Source organism: Geobacter sp. (assembly GCF_030834625.1).
In the GTDB taxonomy this organism is placed as follows: Bacteria; Desulfobacterota; Desulfuromonadia; order Geobacterales; family Geobacteraceae; genus Geobacter.
The window spans coordinates 40,074-59,490 of the sequence record NZ_JAUQXO010000045.1 but is presented as its reverse complement, the minus strand read 5'-3'; the positions used below and the strand labels follow the sequence as shown (position 1 = coordinate 59,490).

Here is a 19,417-nt window from a genome sequence, read left to right as displayed (position 1 = left end):
CTTAATTTATTACTAGAACAGTAGCAAGTTCAACGGATTGCAGTGGCCCTGAACACACAGTTTTTGCCCTCTTCCTTCCCCCGGTACATGGCCTTGTCGGCCAGTTCGAGAAGCTCCAGCTTCGACTGTGTGTCGGCGGGATAACAGGCGTAACCAAGGCTGGCGGTAAGCCGGATGTTGAGTCCTTCGGCAGCCTGGAACGTGTGGTCCTCTATGGAGCGGCGAATCCTCTCTGCCACGGTGGCGGCACCCTTTTCCCCCGTCTCCACGAGCATGACAGTGAACTCGTCACCGCCGTATCGAATGACGATATCGACTTCACGAACCGACTTCTTGAGGAGCATCCCCACCTCGGTAAGAACCTGGCTTCCCACCAGGTGGCCATGGGTATCGTTTACCCCCTTGAAGAGGTCCAAATCGATAAAGATCATGGATACCGTAGAGCCGAAACGGTCGGCCCGCTTCACCTCGCGGTCGAGGGATATGTCCAGGTAGCGGTAGTTGAAAAGCCCGGTAAGTTCATCGATATAGAGCATATCCCTGGCGCTTGAGTACCTGCCAGCGTTCTCGAAGGCAAGGGTCGACTGCTCCAGGAGAAACTGAATACTCTTCAGCTTGAAGTCGACGGGAAGGTGCTTCCCTGGGTTATTGAAGAGAACAACCACCCCCTGGACCGCCGATTTGGAGCGAATGGCAAGAAGCAACCCTTCGACAAGCTCCAGACCGTCGAATTCTGCACCGGATACAAGCGCTGCCGGATTGATGGTTTTATAAACCGGACAGCTGTCAGCCTCAGTGCAGAAATTATCCCGGACCGCTTCTGCAATCTTCTGCGCAGTTTCCTCATCGAATCCCTTGAACTCCTTGAGAGCCAACTGGCCTTCCTTTTGACGAAACAACCCAATGGCCCTGTCAGCGCCAACCTCTTTTGCCAGAGAATCAAACACTACTGCAGAAAGTCGCTCCATGTCGATGCAGTTGGCGATATTCTGCCCCACCTGAAAGAGGTTCAGAAGCTCTTTCAGTTCGAAGTTCTCGTTGATAAGCCGGCGCTGCTCGAAACAGAGGGCCACGGTATGCTTGAATTCCTCGTGATTGAAGGGTTTGAGGATGTAGTCTCTGGCGCCGCTTTTCAGGGCCAGGACAGCCGTTTCAAGATTCGCGTGGCCGGTCACGAGGATGACGTCCACGGTGGGGGTCTGCTGCTTGACCCGCGTGAGGAGTTCGATACCGTTCATGCCGGGCATAACCAGGTCGGTAACGACAAGCTGATAGTCGTTTCTGTCGAGAAGCTCCAGGGCCTCGTCACCGGAGGCCACGGTATCTACTTCGTATCCTCCTTCCTTGAGGAGATCGGCATACATCTGCCGGAAGAAGCGGTCATCTTCGACAACGAGGATTCTTTCCATGGAAAGGAACTCCTGATGAGGGTAAATTGCGGAACGACCGCGCCACAAACCATAAAACTATCAAACAAAAGGGGGTGCTTGTCAATGAAAATGCCCGCCCGAGAAGGTTTGGACCGTATATCCCGTTCCATCGCTGGCAACCTCGATCGTCCCGTTCAGGTCGGTGCGGCAGACCGCTACTCCACGTTCTTGGAGCCGGGAAAGGGTCTCGGGTGAAGGAAGGCCGAAACTGTTCCTGACCCCGGCCGAGATAAGCGCCAGCCGGGGTGAAACGGCATCGAGAAAACGGGGCGACGAGGAGTGCCGGCTGCCATGGTGGGGTACCTTGAGGACCGTGCAGCGGAGCTTCGCCGGATCGGCCAGGAGACGCTCTTCGGCATTGCGGCCGATGTCGCCGGTGAAGAGCATGCTGAAGTTTCCGTATTCAAGCGTGAACACGAGGGAATCGTCGTTCTGGTCACACTCCGGTTCCGCAGGGGGCCGGAAAGCCGGTGCCAGGGGCTCAATCCGGACGGCGCCGATGGCCAGGGGGGGCGATGACGAAGTAATGCGGCGAACAGGAACTCCGCGCTCGGCAAGAACCGCCCTCAGCTCCCCATGGTCGCCGAATGGAGTCGTGACGCCGCTTTCCCAGAACTCGCCGATGGGGAACTGCGACGCTATCGAAACAAGCCCCTTGATGTGGTCGGGATGGGGGTGAGTCAGAACGACGACATCGAGCCGGTCTACCCCCAAGCTCCAGAGGGCGGGAGCCAGAAGCCGCTCACCCACGTCCATTCCCCCCTCATGGAGGGAACCGCCACCATCAACGAGCATCCGCTTGCCGTCGGGAAACGTGATGAGGGTCGATTCACCTTGGCCAACGCTGAAGAAGGTCACCGTGAGTTTGCTCGGTGAATCTGCCTGTGCCGGCAGGTGGAGCATGAGGATCAGTCCCACAGACCCCGTACAAAGGGCAAGTTGGGTCCGCGTTCCCTTGGTGAGCGAGAGGGCAAGGAGGGCCAGGTAGAGCACGACCAGGTCGGTGAGGGTGACGCTTCGCACTGGCAGAGGAGGAATTCGGGCCACCACAGTGATAATACCGTCGGATACCCTGACAAACCACGCCGCAACTCCGAGAAGAAACTCAGCCGCTCCCGGAAGGACAGAAATCAGCGGAAGAGCGGCAAAACCTGCCACTACTGCACCGTAACCCAGCAGAGGGACCGCCACGAAATTGCCAATGAGACCGGCGACCGATGCCCGGTGAAAGGTATGGACGACCGGAAGCATGGTCACCATGGTAGCTGCGGCCGAAGCGGCAACGAACAGCAGGAGCTTTTTCGTTACGCCTTCCCTGACGCTGGAAAACGGCTCCATGCAGAGCGGAATCAGCAGCAACATTCCCCAAATGGCGAGAAAGGAGAGCTGAAATGAAATGTCGAACAGTGCCTGGGGAGTGACCATCAGAATGCCGAACGCGGCTACCATGAGGGTGTTGAGAGGATCAGTTTCCCGTTCGAGGATGAACGCCAGCGTGACAACGACGATCATTACCACTGAGCGGACCGTGGCCGGAGCAAGGCCGGCAAGGAAGAGATAAAACACGACGGGAGGGAGCGTGGCAACAAGGACGGTGTGACGAAGATTCAGGCGCAGGGCGAGAAATTCCGACCGCGCCAGAAGACACAAGAGGAGATAGTGGATGGTAAGGGCAATTACTCCCACGTGAAAGCCGGAGATGGAGAGAATGTGGTTCACGCCGGCGCGGGCATAGGCATCTTCAGTTCCATCGGAGACATACCCCCGCTCACCCACGAGGATCGCCCGAAGAACTCCACCTTCAGCGGGGAACCGGCTACCGATGAAATTGCCAAGCTCCGCGGCGAGTCGGTCAAACCAGCGCTGGACAGGGTACGCAACCGCCTCGCGCATAAGTAGTATGTCGTCCGCACTCCGTACCGAAGCCGTGGCAAATATCTCCCGGTAAGCCAGGTGGCGGCGGTAGTCGAATTCCCCCGGCAGTCCGAAATTTAACGGCTGACGGATCCGGGTTTCGAACCTCACCCGGTCGCCGGTCAGTACGCCTCCCCTTCCCTCCCGGATAAAAACAAGGAGACGGCCGGTGGCGGGAACGGGTTTTCCGTCTCGGAGAAACCGCTCAACTTCCACAATGAGCCGCGAACCTGTTCCATCAACCTCGGGGCGGGCGCAGACAACCCCTTCCACGATGACCGGTTCCTGGGGGGCGGAACGCACAAGGTGATGCAGCGGGTGCGAAGGGGTGAGAAAAGGCTTCAGGGACGCGCTCCCCCAGACGAAAAAAGTAGGGGCAAGGAGGAGCGCGAACGGGATGCGGCTTCTGAGGAAAACTGTCCCTAGCGAAGCGGCTAAGAGCAGAGGAAGGAACAGATCAGGAATTATTAAGCTGAAATGATGGGCAGAGGCGAGCCCTGTCATCATCCCGAGGAGCGGAAGAAGAAGGGGCCTCGCGGTCACCCTGCCCCCTAGCGTGATGGACGGATGCGGCTCAGGTCCTTGCGGAGCTGGGCTTCGAGTTCGGCGCGCGAAATCGTCGCCTTCGGTTTCATGTTTCCAAGGCCAAGCGCAGACAGATAATCCGCCGGAGAAGATGGGCGACTGGAGATCTCAACGGAGTCGGCACCCCCAAGGGAAGGAAGCTGGACTTTCAGGATATGGGTCCCTTTCTGCAGACGCAGAACCCCGATGTCATACCAGTCAAGGTACGGTTTTCCCTTCAATTGCATATGTTTTCCATTGAAATCAGTGATGAGTGTCTCACCGAGGAGACGTACACGAACAGCATATACGCCGGTAACAGGTATATCGAGGGGGAGATCGATTAGTGCTCCGCCCGACCCAGCCCTCACCCACGTCGGGGCCACATGGGCACCCAGATAGTCGGCCGTGGTCGCTACAGCCGTTGAGGGGAGGGTTGCGCCATTGTGGAAACTCACGATCCGGGGACGACTTGCCCCGCTGGCAGAAAACCCCTTCTCCAGATCGAGGGCGGCTGCGATGGTTTCAGCGTAGTCACCCCAGGAAAGGGGTGCGTCGGGGCGCCATCCTTCAAGGGGCTCAATGGCCGGATGGTCCCCGACTGCATGAAGGGTAAAGGCATCGACTCCCCCTTCGGGAGGAAGTTGCACCAAGATCTCCTGCACCCCGGCATTGAGTAGCACCGTCCCGGCCTCTGCCTCGCGGAGGCTGCCGCCGGTTTTCACCGTGAGTTCCCGGTCCCCAGCCAGCCAGCGCTGGCCGTCTCCTCGTAACACGACCTTCAACAGATACTCCCCCCCACGCGGAAGAAAGACCGAAAAGCGGACCGTGGTCGGCATGGCGGTTCCACTGAGCCAACCCGTTCCCGAGAATGGTCCGTGGAGCGGATAGTTGCGAACAGTGACGCTGTCTCCCTGGGTATTGAAGACGTCTTCGGCCTCAAAGCGGAAGGTACGCTTTCCACTCAGGACCGCAAGATAATCGGCAGTCTTGGGTTCGGCGGGGAGCCCGGCCTGCCACCCCAGTTCCCGAACGAGATAGGCAGCGAACTCTCCCTGCGTGACGATGTCAGAGGGAGTGGCCTGGGCCAGCGGCTCACTGTGGGTCGCCAGAACCATGACGACTGCCAGAAGAGCGGCCATGCAAAACGATTTCAGGGAAACTGCCAGCCACGATGCGATCATGTCCGTCCTCCGCGCCTCACAAAAAAACTGTCGCTATCCATATAGCATAGCTCCCACCATTTGCCAAATGGCATGTACGGTGTTATTAGTATAGAGTTGCAATCGCTTGAGACCTGACCTCGTCGCCCCGAAGGGCGTGCAAAGCCGGTTTCCGCTATTGCAGGAGAAGTCAAAACCTGATCCCAACCAGTTTTTTCTTACTTATGTATAAAGTGGAGACGCTCACTTGAATCCCCCATTGCGTGTTCTCATAATTGAAGATTCCGAAGACGACTGCTTCTTCCTCGTTCGGGCGCTCAAGAAGGAATACGAAATAAGCTTCGAGCGGGTTGATGCTGAAGAGCCCCTTCGCAAGGCGCTGAACCGGGAGCGATGGGACATTGTCCTGTCCGACTACTTCATGCCCCAGTTCGATGCGGTGGCTGCTCTCACTATTCTTCAGGAGTTGAACCTGGACCTCCCGTTCATCATCGTTTCCGGCAGAATCGGCGAGATCGAGGCGGTAAAGGCCATGAAGGCCGGTGCCCACGATTACATCATGAAGGGTGACCTTGCCCGCCTCATCCCTGCCATACGCCGGGAACTGCGTGAGGTAGACATACGCGAAGAGCGCCGCCAGGCGGAGCGGAATCTGCGGGAACAGCTCCACTTCAGGCAGGTGCTCATCGACTCCATCCCGGCCCCCATCTACTTCAAGGACCCCAACGGGGTCTTTCTCGGCTGCAACAAAGCCTTCGAGTCATTTTCCGGCATTCCCCAACACCAGATAGTCGGCAAAACCATGACTGACCTGGCCTCGAAGTCCCTTGCCGAGCGGTTCGTCGAAACCGACCAGGAACTCTTCCAGCACGGGGGCACCCAGATCTACGAAAGCTCCATCTCCTTCGCCGATGGTGCGCTCCATGATGTCATCTTCTACAAGGCCACCTTCAACAACATCGACAACACCCTCGGCGGGCTTGTCGGCACGATCCTCGATATTACCGAGCGGAAACAAACCGAGGAAAAGCTGCGCTACATGAGCACCCACGATCCACTGACCGGCCTCTACAACCGGGCCTATTTCCAGGAGGAACTGGAGCGGCTCGAGCTGGGGCGCCAGTTTCCGGTGAGCATCGTCGTCAGCGACATCGATAAGCTCAAGTACGTCAATGACACCCTCGGTCACGCGGCAGGTGACGATCTGATAACCCGGGCAGCCCTGATGCTCAAGGGGGCCTTTCGGGCCGAAGACGTCGTCGCGCGAATTGGCGGCGACGAGTTCGCTGTTCTCCTTCCCACCGCCGATGCCGTGGTCGTGGAAGAAGCTCTTGCGCGCGTGATGTCCAAGATCGAGGCCAGCAATTCGTCCGACGTCTCCTTCGCGCTCAGCATGTCGTTCGGAGCGGCCACCGCCTCCAAAGGGGACCGGTTGGAGGAAACCCTGAAGCTTGCCGACAAACGGATGTACCAGCACAAGTTCAAAAAAAGCCACACGGCGGCCTGATCTCATATCCTGACGATGCCGCCCCTCTCCTGCCAGAAAGCGCTTCACTCATTCACCTTCATCAGCAAGCCCTTCACGCCCGACGTTCTGGACAGCCAGGTGCGCGATGTCCTCGAAGATCGGGTGACTATTTATCAAAAGCGAGAGAGGAACCGCCGTGAACGCTACCATCCTGACTGTCGATGACGAAGAGATGATCAGGGACCTCATGGTCACCGCCCTTTCCCGTGAGGGATACAGATGTTTCCAAGCCGGCAGCGCAGAAGAGGCGCGTGAAGTCCTCCTGAACAACAGGGTAGATCTGGCGATCCTCGACATCATGATGCCGGGACGCTCGGGAGTCGACTTGCTACAGGAACTCAAGGCCCTGAGCCCGGAAACCGTGGTGCTTATGGTCACGGCAATCAGCGACACGGAAACGGCCATGAAGTGCATCCACCTGGGGGCCTACGACTATATCCTCAAGCCGTTCGAGATTGACCGGGTGCTCCTGACCATCCGCAACTCCCTGGAGCAGCAGCGCCTTCTCATCGAGAACCGGGAGTATCAGGCCAACCTGGAGAAGAAGGTCGAAGAGCAGACCCGTCAGATCCGGACGGCCATGGAAGACCTAAACCTTGCCTACAATCACACCCTGACGGCGCTGGTGCGGGCACTGGATGCCCGCGAGAAGGAGACGGGCTCCCACTCCGAGCGGGTCATGGGCTATACCATGCTCCTCGGGAAAACCATGGGGATACCGGAGAGCGATTTAAGCGTCATGGCGCGGGGTGCGCTTCTGCACGATATCGGCAAGATCGGTATCTCCGACAATATCCTCCTCAAACCGGCCAAGCTAGACGAAGGTGAATGGACAGAGATGAGGCTCCATCCCCAACTGGGCTACGACATCCTCTCGGGCATCAGGTTCCTCAAGGGACCGGCAGAGATGGTCTTCGCCCACCACGAGCGGTTCGACGGCAGCGGCTACCCCAAGGGGTTACGTCGACACGACATTCCCCTTGGTGCCCGCATCTTCACCCTCGTCGACACCCTCGACGCCATGACGTCCGACAGGCCCTACCGCAAGGCGCTTCCCTTCGATGCAGTCATCAGTGAAGTGACGCGCTGTCGCGGAACCCAGTTTGATCCTCAGATTGCCGATATCTTCCTTTCAATCCCCCGCAAGCGATGGGAAGACGTGGGCAGGAAAACCTTCATCACCCGTTAACGCATCTGCGTTGCACTTTCACGTACCACTCCCACTCGATACCCAGCTTCTCTTTCTTTTGCATATACCAAATAAAAAGGCCGCCCAGATCGGACGGCCCCAGTGCTGCTATAGTTTGCGAAACGCGGAACGAGCCTAATCTTCGTCCTCTTCACCGTACTCATCCACGCCGAACGCCTCGTCGTACCCCAGGTCGTCGGCCCCTTCGGTTTCGTCGAGTTCCTCGGCGAAATACTGCTCGGGAGAACGGTCGTCATCAGCAATCGCCTCGAACCGGGCAAGAATGTCCCCCTTGGTGCAGTAGCGCCCGTCGCGGTGGCCGCAGACATCGACTGGTCCCTTGTCGCACAGGTCAAAGAGTTGGATTTCGGTGCAGAGTCGCTGCGGTTTCGCGTTTTCTTCCATGAATGCCTCGCTGTAAGTCGAAATCGATGTCAGTTGCCGCTGACAAATTCCATCGCCTTCGCCACTTCGGCCTTGCAACCGATGTAGACCGGCGCCCGGTGGTCGAGGGACTGGGGCTCCAGGTCAAGGATCGACTGCTTTCCGTCGGTGGCGGCGCCCCCTGCGTTTTCAACCAGAAATGCCATGGGATTGAGCTCGAAGAGGAGCCGGAGCTTGCCGTTGGGGGAGCCGTTGAGGGCCGGGTACATGAAGATTCCTTTCCCCTTCATGATAACCTGGTTGATGTCGGGGACAAAGCCGCCGGAGTAACGGAGCTTGGCCCCCTTCTCCTCCAGATAGCGAACGAACTTCTCAGTCCCCTCCTGGTACTTGTTGCGCAGGCCGCCGGGTGAATACATATCCCCTTCCGGCTTCATGACAATATTTTCGCGCGAAAGTGTGTACTCCATCAGGTGGTTCATGGTGAACTCGTGCACCCCTTTGCCAACAGAGTAGACCAGCGACACCCGCGGACCGTAGAGGATGTACAGGGCCGCCACCTGGTTGCGCCCCTTCTGGAGCAGGTTACATCCTTCGTAGATGGAGACGATGGTTCCGACCGCCAGATTCACGTCCACGAGAGACGAACCGTCGAGGGGATCGTAAGCCACTGAGTAGAGCCCGTCTGCATCGGCCTGGGCCTGGAAGATCTCGTCCATCTCCTCGGAAGCGATGTTACAGACAACGCCGGAATGGATGAGCCGTTTTCTGATGATCCGGTCCGAAAGGACGTCCAGGGCAAGCTGTTCTTCGCCATAGAGGTTTGACGTACCCGCCACCCCAAGGTCACCGGTACGAACCGCGTTGATTACGTACTTGCCCGCCTCGGCAATCTCGCAGATAAGGTGGATGAGGTTGTCGCAGATCCCCTGATTGCGCAGATGGCGGCGCAGGTCAACCTGGAATTTCGTCTTGCCCGGCTCACTGAACGGCATGCATCCCTCCTGTGCGTACATAGATGGTTAATTCAATAAAGGGTAATGTAAACAGGTGGGGCAAATCAAGCGAAAAGTGGCGTCAACCCTGCACCCATGGGGGGATTGCAAAGTCGCGGCTACGGTTTATACTTTAGCGCGAATACAGCTTTGACCGGAGGGTTTCATGCAGACCACCAGCAGACGGAAATTCCTCGGCATTTGCCTCGGGGGGCTTGCAGCTGCGGGGACCGCTGCCACAGCGTATCCCCTTCTCAGCTATCTTGCCCCGCGTTCAATCGATGAAACCGGCGGGAAAGTAACCTTTCCCGAAACGGAAATCCCACCAGACGGAGCGAAGATCTTCGACTATCGCGGCACGACAGGCGTTGTCATCAGAAAACAGAGTGGGGAACTCGTTGCCCTTTCAGCCATCTGTACCCACCTGGGATGCATCGTCCAGTGGGAAAACGAAAAACAAAATTTCCTCTGTCCCTGCCACGCCGGCCGCTTCACCCCCGACGGGGCTGTCATCTCCGGCCCACCACCAAAGCCCCTGGCTAAACTCCCGATCACCGTCGCCAACGGCGTTGTAACCGTAGGTTAGGAGGGGATATGTCTCCTTTGAAGAGCATCTACCACTGGCTCAATGTCAGACTCGGCGTGGATGAGCTGGTTGAAAAACGTCTCACCGGCTACCTCCTTCCCCGCTCCATCAACGCCTGGTACTCCCTCGGCAGTGTGCTCCTGGTTATTTTCGGCATCCAGGTGGTCACCGGCATCCTCCTTCTCATCTACTACGTCCCTGACGCGGAGAAAGCGTTCAAGAGCGTCACCTACATCATGAACGATGTCCACTTCGGCTGGCTGATCCGCATGTGCCACGCCGTGGGTTCCAACATGATGGTAGCGGTCCTGCTCCTCCACATGCTGTCGGCTCTCTTTATGGGGAGCCACAAGAGCCCCCGGGAACTGAACTGGGTGACCGGCTTCATCCTTTTCAACCTGGTCCTGGGGATATCGCTCACCGGCTACCTCCTCCCCTGGAGCCAGCTCTCCTTCTGGGCCACCACCGTGGCCACCAACAGCGCCGGCGCCATTCCAGTCATCGGCCAGTATCTGGTGGAATTTCTCCGGGGTGGAAAGCTCGTGGGACCCCACACCCTGGGGCGGTTCTTTGCTGTTCACGTGGCGCTGCTGCCCCTTGTAATCGGGGCGCTGATCGGGGCACACCTCTTTTTGCTGGAGCGGATCGGCGTCTCCACTCCACCCTTCGGCCAGAAGGAAACGAAAAGCACTTGGCAGGGGGACGAATTCCGCCATGAATCCCACCCCGGCGGCATCCCTTTCTTTCCCAATTATCTCCTCCAGGACGTCACTTCCATCCTGATTTATCTGGCGATCTTTTTCTGTGTCGTCTTCTTCAGCCCCTATATCTTCTTCCCACCAACCGCCTTCGTCCCGGCGGACCCGTTCAAGACCCCGGCCCACATCAAGCCCGAATGGTACTTTCTCGCAAACTACCAGACCCTCAAGGTCTTCCCCAGCGAACTCCTGGGCCTCATGGTCCAGGGGGCGGCCATGACCTTCCTGGCACTCATTCCCTTCATCGATCGGGGAAAGGAACGGCACCCCCTCAAAAGACCCCTCTTCCTCGCCTGTTTTATCGGGGGAATTATCCTCTTCATCGGCATGACGATCTGGGGGCACTACTCATGAGACAATCCGCTACCAATCGCTTCTGCGTCATTGCTTGTAGTACTCTGCTTCTCCTGCTGACTATCCTCTCACCCGCTGCCCGCGGCCAGGAGGAAACCGTCTGCATCCAGTGCCACGGCCCGCAACCGGGCAAAGGAGGAGCACCGGTGAAAGCGTGGCGTGGGAGCATCCACGCCGACAACGGCATCTCGTGTCACAGCTGCCATGGCGGAGACCCGAACGATGCCGCCAACGCCATGAGCCCTGCCCGGGGCTTCGTGGGGACGCCCCAGGAAGCCGGCATTCCCGCGTTCTGCGGCCGCTGCCACGCGGGGATCATGGAGGACTACCTGAAGAGCGCCCACGGGAGGGCCCTCGGCAAAGGTGGCCCCACCTGCGTCACCTGCCACGGAGCTCACGAAGTCAAAAAGGCAAACCTCGAACTTATCAACGAGAAGAGCTGTAGCCGTTGTCACCCCTATGACCGTGCCGCCGGAATCAAGGAGGCCATGCGGCAGACCGAAGGGCTCATTACCGACATTGAACGGAAGATCGAGCGCTTCAAGGGTGAAGGGGTTGACACCGAGCGGCACGAGAAGAGCCTCTTCTCCTTGCGCAACCGCTATCACCGCCTCTTTCACGAAGTCGATACCGCCAAGGTAAAACGCGAGTCGAGCCATATCCAGCAGGAACTGAACACCATCAACCAAACACTGGAAAACCTCGATGAACGGAACCGCCGCCGTAAAATTGCCGGTGCCATGGTGGTCGGTGGACTGCTCGTTGCCGCCCTCATCGCCCATCTCCTCAAGAGAACCTATGACGATTAACGCAATACCGAACCGCCCCAACACGCTATGAACCTCGCCCGTCAGCATTAATTGAGACTAATAGATTTTGCTTTACTCAAACTATTTTCTTATGTATACAATTACGTGGGTTGTTTGAATTGCCAGGGAACGGAGGTGGAACGTTACAGGCGCATGGGTAGCTGTCGTTCCCGGAAGAGATATTCCGGCACAGGCGCAGCCCGCGTCTGACGGTGATTTGGATCAAGGCATTTTCACGAGCTTTCCCGCAAAGGAGGAAGAGACATGGTTGTACTTGTTCGCTGCACCGACGACACCATCACCGTTGCACAGGAGTCAAAGCTCAGTAAACTCATCAAGGACGGTTTGGTCAAGTCGTATTTGCGCTCCGGAGAGTGGATGGACGCGGTAAACCTGCAACCCGAGCCCAGAAAACGTCCCGCCCCTCCCGCCGATTGCCTCTGCACGGCATATGTTTCGTGCTTCTGAGACGTTACTGCTTTCCCACTTATAGATAAAGAGAGCCGAGGGCGACAATCCGTTGCCCTCTTTTTTTGTCTGCACTGTATCGTAACAACTTTGTTCTGGACGAAAAAAGGCCGGCAGTTTCCCGCCGGCCCCCCTCTGTATTTCTCAAACTCCCCCCTACACCCGCGTCAGCTGACGGTACTTGATCCGGTGCGGCATGTCGGCTGCGGCGCCGAGACGCTTCCGGCGGTCCTCTTCGTACTCGGAATAGTTGCCGTCGAACCAGATTGCCAGGCTGTCCCCTTCGAAAGCGAGGATGTGGGTGGCGATCCTGTCCAGGAACCAGCGGTCATGGGAAATGACCACGGCGCAGCCGGCGAAGTTCTCCAGGGCCTCCTCCAGCGCCCGCATGGTGTTCACGTCAAGGTCGTTGGTCGGTTCGTCCAGAAGGATGACGTTGCCCCCCTCCTTGAGCATCTTTGCGATGTGGACCCGGTTTCGCTCCCCGCCTGAGAGCATCCCCACCTTCTTTTGCTGGTCGCTCCCCGAGAAGTTGAAGCGTGACACGTAGGCCCGGGAGTTGACGTTGACCTTGCCGAGTTGGAGCGTCTCCTGTCCCCCGGAAATCTCCTCCCAGATGCTCTTGTTCGGGTCGAGTGCGTCGCGGCTCTGGTCGACGTAGGCTATTTTCACGGTATCGCCGATGCGGATGGTGCCGTAATCAGGTGATTCCTGGCCGGTGACCATCCGGAAAAGGGTCGTTTTGCCGGCGCCGTTGGGGCCGATGATGCCAACGATGCCGCCGGGGGGAAGCCGGAAGCTCATACCCTCGAAGAGGAGCCGATCGCCGTAGGCTTTTGAGACATTGTCCGCCTCAATGACGATATCGCCGAGCCGCGGCCCGGGCGGAATGTAGATTTCGAGATCCTTGGACCTCTTCTCGCTCTCCTGTGAGAGGAGCTGCTCGTAGGAACTGATGCGCGCCTTGCTCTTGGCATGACGCCCCTTGGGGCTCATTCTGATCCACTCCAACTCCCGCTGGAGGGTCTTCTGTCGCTCGCTCTCTGACTTCTCCTCCTGGGTAAGGCGGTTCTGTTTCTGCTCCAGCCATGAGGAGTAGTTTCCCTTCCACGGAATCCCCTCACCCCGGTCCAGTTCAAGGATCCAGCCGGCCACGTTGTCGAGGAAATAGCGGTCATGGGTAACGGCGATGATGGTGCCGGGATAGCCTTGGAGGTGGTGCTCGAGCCAGGCGACGGTCTCGGCGTCCAGGTGGTTGGTGGGTTCGTCGAGGAGGAGGATGTCAGGCTTCTGGAGGAGCAGCCGGCAGAGGGCCACCCGACGTTTCTCGCCGCCGGAGAGGACCTTCACCGGGGTATCGCCCGGCGGGCAGCGCAGGGCATCCATGGCCATCTCCAGGCGGGAGTCCAGGTCCCAGGCGTCAAGATGATCGAGCTTCTCCTGCACTGCGGCCTGGCGGTCCAGCAGTTTTTCCATGTCGGCGTCGGGATCGGCGAAAGCAGCGGTGATCTCGTTGAATTCGTTCAGGAGGTTGACGGTCTCCTGGCATCCCTCCTCTACGATCTCACGGACAGTTTTCGCCTCGTCGAGCCGCGGTTCCTGCTCCAGGTAACCAACAGTATAGCCGGGGGAGAGGACCGCCTGTCCATTGAAGTCCTTGTCGATCCCGGCCATGATCCGCAACAGGGTCGATTTGCCCGAACCGTTCAGGCCCAGGACGCCAATCTTGGCGCCATAGAAATACGAGAGTGAAATGTCCTTGATGACCGGCTTCTTGTCGTAGTACCGGGAAACCCGCATCATGGTGTAGATAATCTTATTTCCGTCAGAGCTCATGGGCGGATAAAAACCTCCTGGATAAATTTGGCTTACCCTTGTACACTGTCGGCTAAGTACCTGTCAACAAGAAGCTTTTCCAAATTCCTTTGAAATCCGGACAGATTGGCTTACAATTCGTCGACTGATCTTCTCGAAAGGTGGAACCAATGAAAAAACGCTGGATTGCCAAAATCTTTACCATCGCCTTCGCCGTCTCCCTCGTAGCAGCCGCATACCAAGAGGCCGATGCCCGCGCCGGTGGCGGCCGCTCCTTCGGCAGCCGCGGTGCCCGCACCTACAAGGCACCGTCCCGCACGGTGAACCCGTCACCATCGAGCCCCCAGACTGCCCCGGCTTCGCCACAGCAACCCTTTCCCCAGGCCCAGCCCCAGCGGCAGGGAGGGAGTTTTCTCCGGGGCCTTGCCGGCGGGGTCGTTGGCGGCCTCCTCGGCGGCATGCTCTTCCGGAGTCTCGGCTTTGCCGGCCCCGGCGCCGGTGGCGGCATCGGGATCTTCGACATTCTCCTCATCGGCGGCATCCTCTACCTGATTTACCGCTTCGTGGCCTCACGTCGCCGTGAAGCTGCCCAGACCGCCGGCGGCGCACAGCAGAACTGGCGTCAGGCAGAAACCGTCGAACCTCCCCCGCAGCAGTTCGGCTTCGGCCAAACCGCGCAAGCCACTCCTGTTGACGAGACGAGCTTCGGCCTTGCCCATGTCCGCCAGATGGACGGCGCCTTCGACGAGAATCGCTTCAAAGAAACAGCCCAGGACGTCTTCTTCCGCGTCCAGGGGGCCTGGACACGGCGGGATCTGGCGCCGGTGGCCGACCTCCTGACTCAAGAGATGCAGGTAACCTTCCGGCAGCAGATCGACGAGCTCAAGGCTGCGGGCTCCATCAACCGACTGGAGAACATCGCCGTGCGGGAAGTGGACATCACCGAGGCGTGGCAGGAGGAAGGAAAGGACTATCTCACCGTCCGGTTCCTGGCAAACATTCTCGACTACACCACCGACGAGGCGGGAAAAGTCATTGCCGGAAGCGACACTGAGCCGGTAAAGTTTGAGGAGTACTGGACCTTCAGCCGGCCCGTCGGGCCGAACCAGTGGAAGCTGTCGGCAATCCAGCAGGCGTGATGGTGATGTGAAGCGATAGTAACCATGCATGCGGTACAGAAGCCGCCGGGGAATCATCCCCCGGCGGCTTTTTCGTTGCCGCATCCGTTTGACATCGCACGATTATCCGGTACGTTTATCCGGTATGTGACGTATACATCACCATAAGGAGGCAGGGAATGTTCGAAGAGATCGATGTGCAGGAAGCCATCAGGAAATCGCTCCAAACCGAAAAGAACGCCATGAACTTTTACCAGCTCGGCGCCACCCGGATGAAAGACCCTGATGCCATCAGGGTCTTTGAACTCCTTGCAAAAGAGGAACGCGAACATGCTGGACATTTCTACACTATCTATAAGGGGGCCGACATCTCCGATTTTGACGAGTTTATGGACGCCCCGCCTGACCACGAATCGACCTGGATGATCGCGTTGACCAAAACAATCAACTCCGACTTTACCGAGCAGAAGGCTCTGGAGCTTGCCATGCACAAGGAGCAGAAACTGGAAAAGGCCCTCCGGGATACCGCCGGTAAAATCAAGGATGACGACGTGCGCGCCATCTTCGAGCTTAACGCCCGCGAAACCCATAATCACTACGAGATGATTGAGTCGGAGTATGCGCGAATTATGGCCATGGTCCATGAATCGGACATGGACACCTACGTCCGGGAGTAGCCGGGATTAAGAGTGACTGAAAAATCCTGCAGAAGATGGAAAGGGGTGCGTATTACGCGCCCCTTTTTCACATCCTCAGAGCGTTGATACGAATGGAGTATCGCGACGAAAAAAGTGTAAACCGTATGCAACACTGCTGTCGAATTTTCTTACAGCAACAACAGTGCTTAACACGAGCAATCAAATTAACTTATCGAAATTATTTGTCAAAAACATTGGCCCCGAATTTGCTTAACCTTAACAAGCTTAGCAGTTTCTTAAAAATGCACTCTGTCTAATTTCATGGCACTGTCGCCATGAAGGCGGCTTTTTCTAAGAAAAGCCGGAACCTGACTTCATCACGGATGATTCAATGTCTAAGCGCGGCACCCTCCTCTTCAGTCTCGGTACCCATCTCCACCTACCCACCCACGAGCTTGCCTCTTCCGGTTGGGAGGTCCTCGTAGCCAACAATCTCCTCGATGCGAGAACCATCATCCGCGACCGGAACCTGCAAACAGGAATGATACTTCTTGATGACCCCCACATGACTACCCTCGGCAACATCGAAGACATCATGCAGGTAAGCAATTGCATGGAGTGGATCGCCCTGCTGACCGATGCATGCCTGCAGGCGCCGGTTCTCTGCCGTTTTGTCGCCGAAAACTGTTTCGATTACCATACGCTCCCCCTTGATGCGGAGCGACTCTCCGTCGTTCTTGGACATGCGCAGGGCAAGGTGGCGCTCAAAAATCGGGTAACAATCCGTAGCGGGAGTTTTCGCGACAATGAATTGATCGGCGAAAGCCCTGTCATACAGCAGATCTATCAAAAGATGCGCAAGATGGAGGGAGTCGACGCCCCCATCCTCATCAGCGGAGAAAGCGGAACCGGGAAAGAATTGGTGGCTCACCTGATCCACCAGCATTCTGCCCGCGGCAAGGCACCGTTTGTGGCCGTCAACTGCGGAGCGCTGCCTGCCCACCTGATACAGACCGAGCTCTTCGGCCACGAGAAAGGTGCATTCACCGGCGCCATTCAGCGTAAGATCGGGAGGATCGAATCTGCTGCCAGCGGGACAATCTTTCTTGATGAGATCGGCGACCTCCCCTTCGACCTCCAGACGAACCTGCTGCGCTTTCTCCAGGAAAAAACCATCGAGCGCGTCGGCTCCCACCAAAGCTTGACGATAGATGCTCGCGTCATTGCCGCTACCAACGTCGACCTGGAAAAGGCGGTAGCGGAGGGGCGATTCAGGCAAGACCTTTACTACCGCCTGAACGTGCTCAACCTGAGGATCCCCCCTCTCCGCGAGCGGGCAGGAGATATCGAGCTCTTGGCAATGGCATTTCTGGAGAAATTCTCCAGCCAGCGCAAGCTCTCTTCACGGAGGTTCAACCAGCAGGCCCTGCGGTGCATGAATCTCCATTCGTGGCCCGGCAACGTTCGGGAGCTTATCAACCGCGTGCAACGGGCCGTCATCATGAGCGAAGGGCCGTTCATCACCCCCGCCGACCTGGGGTTGGAGAAGCGAGCCGCCACCAGAAATCTACTCACCCTGGAAAAGGCCCGTGACAAGGCCGAGAAAGAGGCAATCCAGTTTAGCCTCCTCTGTCATCGCAACAACATCTCCGAAGCCGCGCGACAACTGAAGGTATCGCGGGCCACTCTCTATCGCCTCATGAGCAAGTTTCAAATATCCGCCTGATCGCTGGCAGGCCCATCCAGCACACTACCCCACCGCCGCATCTATTGCCCGGGCGGCAAGGAGAGAATGTTATGACTATGAAGTATGCGAAACGCCTGGCATACGTATTGATGCCTCTCACCCTGGCGGCACCGGCCGGGGCCCTTGCTGAAGAGATGCCCGCTGAAGCGCGGCAGGAACTGGTGAAACTGAGCCGGATTCTCGAAGAACAGAGCCGTCAGCTTGCCGAACAGAAACGCGCCCTGGAAGAGCAGGAAGCACGCTTCCGCGAATATCGGACCAGTGTTGATCAGCGGTTTGTCGATCAGCAGCGGCGCATTGACGAACTCCAGGCACGGGTCGGTTCGCTTGCACCTGCCGCCCCCTCCACCCAGTCTGAAGCGGCACAGCCCGTCAAGATAACGACGGTGCAGTCGCTCATGGAACAGCGGGCTACGGGCCCCGACGATGCAACCTCCCCTCCTCCCGCGCCTGTTACGCCGCAGCAGCCGGTGGGGATTCCACCCGAGCAGCCCAAGGAGCAGCGCCCTCCCGAGGTGGCACCCATCTTCGACGCTCCCGGCGTCCTGACCCCCCGCGGGTCGCTGGTGGTGGAGCCGTCGTTCCAGTACTCCCATTCCACGACCAACAGGGTTGCCCTCGTCGGGTACACGTTCGTCCCGGCGGTTCATGTTGGAATCATTGATATCAGGGCCGTCGATCGCGATGCCTATGTCTGGTCTCTGGCGGCCCGCTACGGCCTGACCAACCGTCTGGAGTTCGAAGTTAAAGTCCCCTATGTCTACCAGACGGATAAGTCATTGGCTCGCAGCTATATCAGCAGCGGGCTTGTTGAAGAAGCGTTCGATTCGGACGGCAATGGGATTGGTGACGTGGAATTTGGCATCAGGTACCAAATCAACAGCCCAACTACCGGTCCGTTCTATATCACCAGTATCCGCGTGAAGAGCGACACCGGCACAGGCCCTTTCGATGTCCCGTACAAGAATCCTGAAGTGACCCCAGAAGCATTTATACCTTTGGAACAGCCAACAGGCTCGGGGTTCTGGGCGCTGCAGTTCGGCCTGTCGGCCATCTATCCCACCGACCCGGTTGTCCTCTTCGGCGGGGTCAGTTACCTCTGGAACATCGAAAGAGATGTGGATGATACCAAAGGTGGCAAGGATCTCGGGATTGATTCCTATGATCCCGGCGACGCCATCGGTTTCAATTTCGGCATGGGGATCGCCCTCAACGAGGCGGTTTCCTTCAGCCTCGGCTACGACCACAGCATCATCGGCAAAGACAGTCAGAACGGTGCCACACTATCTAACGCTACCACTACCCACGTGGGAACGCTTCTGTTTGGCTATTCCCTGAAGCTCGGTGATAAGACGACGGCAAACCTCTCCCTCGGCGCCGGGGTAACCGAAGCGGCACCGGACGTGCAGATTACCCTCCGGGTGCCCTTCAGCTTCTAGGGATGGTGTCTCGGATTATCAGCGAAGAGATCGGATGAGTTGCCCGGTCACCATGGGCGATATGTTCATGGAGCGGATGCGAGAGAGGTTCAAGGCGGCGGCATTGATCGTCGTAATGACTTCAATTGGCTGATTGTCGAGAGAGTTCTGGATGAGAGGCTGAGTCAGGGCATTGGAGGGTGAACCCGGTTGAGAGGTGCCGGCTCCGCTGCCATAGAGATCCATAAAACGTTGGAGCGAAGCGGGTGAGACGGTCTGCCCCGTTGGGGAAAGCACCGGTTGTGTTGTTGTGTACTGAAGAACACCGTTAACGCGTACTAACTGATCAACACTAAACAGCAACAAAAATCCGTTACCCATGTCTATCCCGCCCCGGATGCTGTCCAGTTCCTGGTCGGAGACAACCTCCCGCGCGTCTAGTCCGTCAAGGTCCGTCAGAACCTGTCCAGCAGCGGGTACGGCGGCGGCCAGTGCTGCTGCTACACCGATAATCCTGAATCCCCTTGAGATCTTCATGG

Annotated in this window: 17 protein-coding genes; 10 read left to right on the top strand and 7 right to left on the bottom strand. The window is 57.8% G+C overall.

The window, feature by feature from the left end; all coding sequences use genetic code 11:
- Window positions 1-29: 29 nt before the first annotated feature.
- From RCH91_RS11815 to RCH91_RS11805, 3 genes are all read right to left on the bottom strand, one after another.
- Window positions 30-1,409 (bottom strand): diguanylate cyclase, encoded by a 1,380-nt coding sequence (locus RCH91_RS11815; RefSeq protein ID WP_306535152.1) that lies wholly within the window; start codon window positions 1,407-1,409, stop codon window positions 30-32.
- Window positions 1,410-1,490: 81 nt separating this feature from the next.
- A complete protein-coding gene (locus tag RCH91_RS11810; protein ID WP_306535151.1) occupies window positions 1,491-3,887 on the bottom strand; it encodes a DNA internalization-related competence protein ComEC/Rec2 in 2,397 nt (798 codons plus the stop codon).
- A gap of 8 nt (window positions 3,888-3,895) precedes the next feature.
- The gene (locus RCH91_RS11805) at window positions 3,896-5,092 is read right to left on the bottom strand and encodes a hypothetical protein (RefSeq protein WP_306535150.1); all 1,197 of its coding nucleotides are present in this window, start codon (window positions 5,090-5,092) and stop codon (window positions 3,896-3,898) included.
- A 226-nt stretch (window positions 5,093-5,318) separates the two neighbouring features.
- Between RCH91_RS11805 and RCH91_RS11800 the strand changes: the two genes are divergently transcribed.
- Complete coding sequence (locus tag RCH91_RS11800) at window positions 5,319-6,578, top strand: diguanylate cyclase (protein WP_306535149.1); 1,260 nt, start codon at window positions 5,319-5,321, stop codon at window positions 6,576-6,578.
- Between the two features lie 157 nt (window positions 6,579-6,735).
- On the top strand, window positions 6,736-7,788 hold the full coding sequence (locus RCH91_RS11795; RefSeq protein WP_306535148.1) for an HD domain-containing phosphohydrolase: 1,053 nt from the start codon (window positions 6,736-6,738) through the stop codon (window positions 7,786-7,788).
- Between the two features lie 135 nt (window positions 7,789-7,923).
- On the opposite strand, the gene RCH91_RS11790 is transcribed toward RCH91_RS11795, so the two are convergent.
- Window positions 7,924-8,193, bottom strand: a complete 270-nt coding sequence (locus RCH91_RS11790) for a hypothetical protein (RefSeq protein ID WP_306535147.1) — start codon at window positions 8,191-8,193, stop codon at window positions 7,924-7,926.
- Between the two features lie 29 nt (window positions 8,194-8,222).
- A complete protein-coding gene (locus tag RCH91_RS11785; RefSeq protein ID WP_306535146.1) occupies window positions 8,223-9,167 on the bottom strand; it encodes a class 1 fructose-bisphosphatase in 945 nt (314 codons plus the stop codon).
- Between the two features lie 166 nt (window positions 9,168-9,333).
- Between RCH91_RS11785 and RCH91_RS11780 the strand changes: the two genes are divergently transcribed.
- The 4 genes from RCH91_RS11780 to RCH91_RS11765 all read left to right on the top strand — a co-directional run bounded on the left by RCH91_RS11780 (window position 9,334) and on the right by RCH91_RS11765 (window position 12,142).
- A complete protein-coding gene (locus RCH91_RS11780) occupies window positions 9,334-9,753 on the top strand; it encodes a ubiquinol-cytochrome c reductase iron-sulfur subunit (RefSeq protein ID WP_306535145.1) in 420 nt (139 codons plus the stop codon).
- Between the two features lie 8 nt (window positions 9,754-9,761).
- Window positions 9,762-10,865 (top strand): cytochrome bc complex cytochrome b subunit, encoded by a 1,104-nt coding sequence (locus tag RCH91_RS11775; protein WP_306535144.1) that lies wholly within the window; start codon window positions 9,762-9,764, stop codon window positions 10,863-10,865.
- Complete coding sequence (locus RCH91_RS11770) at window positions 10,862-11,674, top strand: multiheme c-type cytochrome (protein ID WP_306535143.1); 813 nt, start codon at window positions 10,862-10,864, stop codon at window positions 11,672-11,674. The genes RCH91_RS11775 and RCH91_RS11770 overlap by 4 nt, the downstream gene beginning before the upstream one ends.
- Before the next feature lie 264 nt (window positions 11,675-11,938).
- Window positions 11,939-12,142 carry a GSU3473 family protein gene (locus RCH91_RS11765; RefSeq protein WP_306535142.1) on the top strand — a complete coding sequence of 68 codons (204 nt, stop codon included), beginning with the start codon at window positions 11,939-11,941 and terminating at the stop codon, window positions 12,140-12,142.
- Between the two features lie 156 nt (window positions 12,143-12,298).
- Here RCH91_RS11765 and ettA read toward each other — a convergent pair whose 3' ends face one another.
- A complete protein-coding gene (ettA, locus tag RCH91_RS11760; protein WP_306535141.1) occupies window positions 12,299-13,978 on the bottom strand; it encodes an energy-dependent translational throttle protein EttA in 1,680 nt (559 codons plus the stop codon).
- Between the two features lie 149 nt (window positions 13,979-14,127).
- On the opposite strand from ettA, the gene RCH91_RS11755 reads away from it, so the two are divergent.
- From RCH91_RS11755 to RCH91_RS11740, 4 genes are all read left to right on the top strand, one after another.
- On the top strand, window positions 14,128-15,096 hold the full coding sequence (locus RCH91_RS11755; RefSeq protein WP_306535140.1) for a Tim44 domain-containing protein: 969 nt from the start codon (window positions 14,128-14,130) through the stop codon (window positions 15,094-15,096).
- Window positions 15,097-15,254: 158 nt separating this feature from the next.
- Complete coding sequence (locus RCH91_RS11750; protein ID WP_306535139.1) at window positions 15,255-15,752, top strand: ferritin family protein; 498 nt, start codon at window positions 15,255-15,257, stop codon at window positions 15,750-15,752.
- Between the two features lie 352 nt (window positions 15,753-16,104).
- A complete protein-coding gene (locus RCH91_RS11745; protein WP_306535138.1) occupies window positions 16,105-17,439 on the top strand; it encodes a sigma-54 dependent transcriptional regulator in 1,335 nt (444 codons plus the stop codon).
- A 71-nt stretch (window positions 17,440-17,510) separates the two neighbouring features.
- Complete coding sequence (locus RCH91_RS11740) at window positions 17,511-18,899, top strand: transporter (RefSeq protein WP_306535137.1); 1,389 nt, start codon at window positions 17,511-17,513, stop codon at window positions 18,897-18,899.
- A gap of 18 nt (window positions 18,900-18,917) precedes the next feature.
- On the opposite strand, the gene RCH91_RS11735 is transcribed toward RCH91_RS11740, so the two are convergent.
- Window positions 18,918-19,415, bottom strand: coding sequence for a hypothetical protein (locus RCH91_RS11735; protein WP_306535135.1), 498 nt, complete (start codon window positions 19,413-19,415; stop codon window positions 18,918-18,920).
- Window positions 19,416-19,417 lie beyond the last annotated feature (2 nt).

Coding starts and splice junctions, on each gene's coding strand:
- RCH91_RS11815 (WP_306535152.1), bottom strand. CDS start 1,409: ATGGAAAGAATCCTCGTTGTCGAAGATGACCGCTTCTTCCGGCAGATG.
- RCH91_RS11805 (WP_306535150.1), bottom strand. CDS start 5,092: ATGATCGCATCGTGGCTGGCAGTTTCCCTGAAATCGTTTTGCATGGCC.
- RCH91_RS11790 (WP_306535147.1), bottom strand. CDS start 8,193: ATGGAAGAAAACGCGAAACCGCAGCGACTCTGCACCGAAATCCAACTC.
- RCH91_RS11785 (WP_306535146.1), bottom strand. CDS start 9,167: ATGCCGTTCAGTGAGCCGGGCAAGACGAAATTCCAGGTTGACCTGCGC.
- RCH91_RS11780 (WP_306535145.1), top strand. CDS start 9,334: ATGCAGACCACCAGCAGACGGAAATTCCTCGGCATTTGCCTCGGGGGG.
- RCH91_RS11775 (WP_306535144.1), top strand. CDS start 9,762: ATGTCTCCTTTGAAGAGCATCTACCACTGGCTCAATGTCAGACTCGGC.
- RCH91_RS11770 (WP_306535143.1), top strand. CDS start 10,862: ATGAGACAATCCGCTACCAATCGCTTCTGCGTCATTGCTTGTAGTACT.
- RCH91_RS11765 (WP_306535142.1), top strand. CDS start 11,939: ATGGTTGTACTTGTTCGCTGCACCGACGACACCATCACCGTTGCACAG.
- ettA (WP_306535141.1), bottom strand. CDS start 13,978: ATGAGCTCTGACGGAAATAAGATTATCTACACCATGATGCGGGTTTCC.
- RCH91_RS11755 (WP_306535140.1), top strand. CDS start 14,128: ATGAAAAAACGCTGGATTGCCAAAATCTTTACCATCGCCTTCGCCGTC.
- RCH91_RS11750 (WP_306535139.1), top strand. CDS start 15,255: ATGTTCGAAGAGATCGATGTGCAGGAAGCCATCAGGAAATCGCTCCAA.
- RCH91_RS11745 (WP_306535138.1), top strand. CDS start 16,105: ATGTCTAAGCGCGGCACCCTCCTCTTCAGTCTCGGTACCCATCTCCAC.
- RCH91_RS11740 (WP_306535137.1), top strand. CDS start 17,511: ATGACTATGAAGTATGCGAAACGCCTGGCATACGTATTGATGCCTCTC.
- RCH91_RS11735 (WP_306535135.1), bottom strand. CDS start 19,415: ATGAAGATCTCAAGGGGATTCAGGATTATCGGTGTAGCAGCAGCACTG.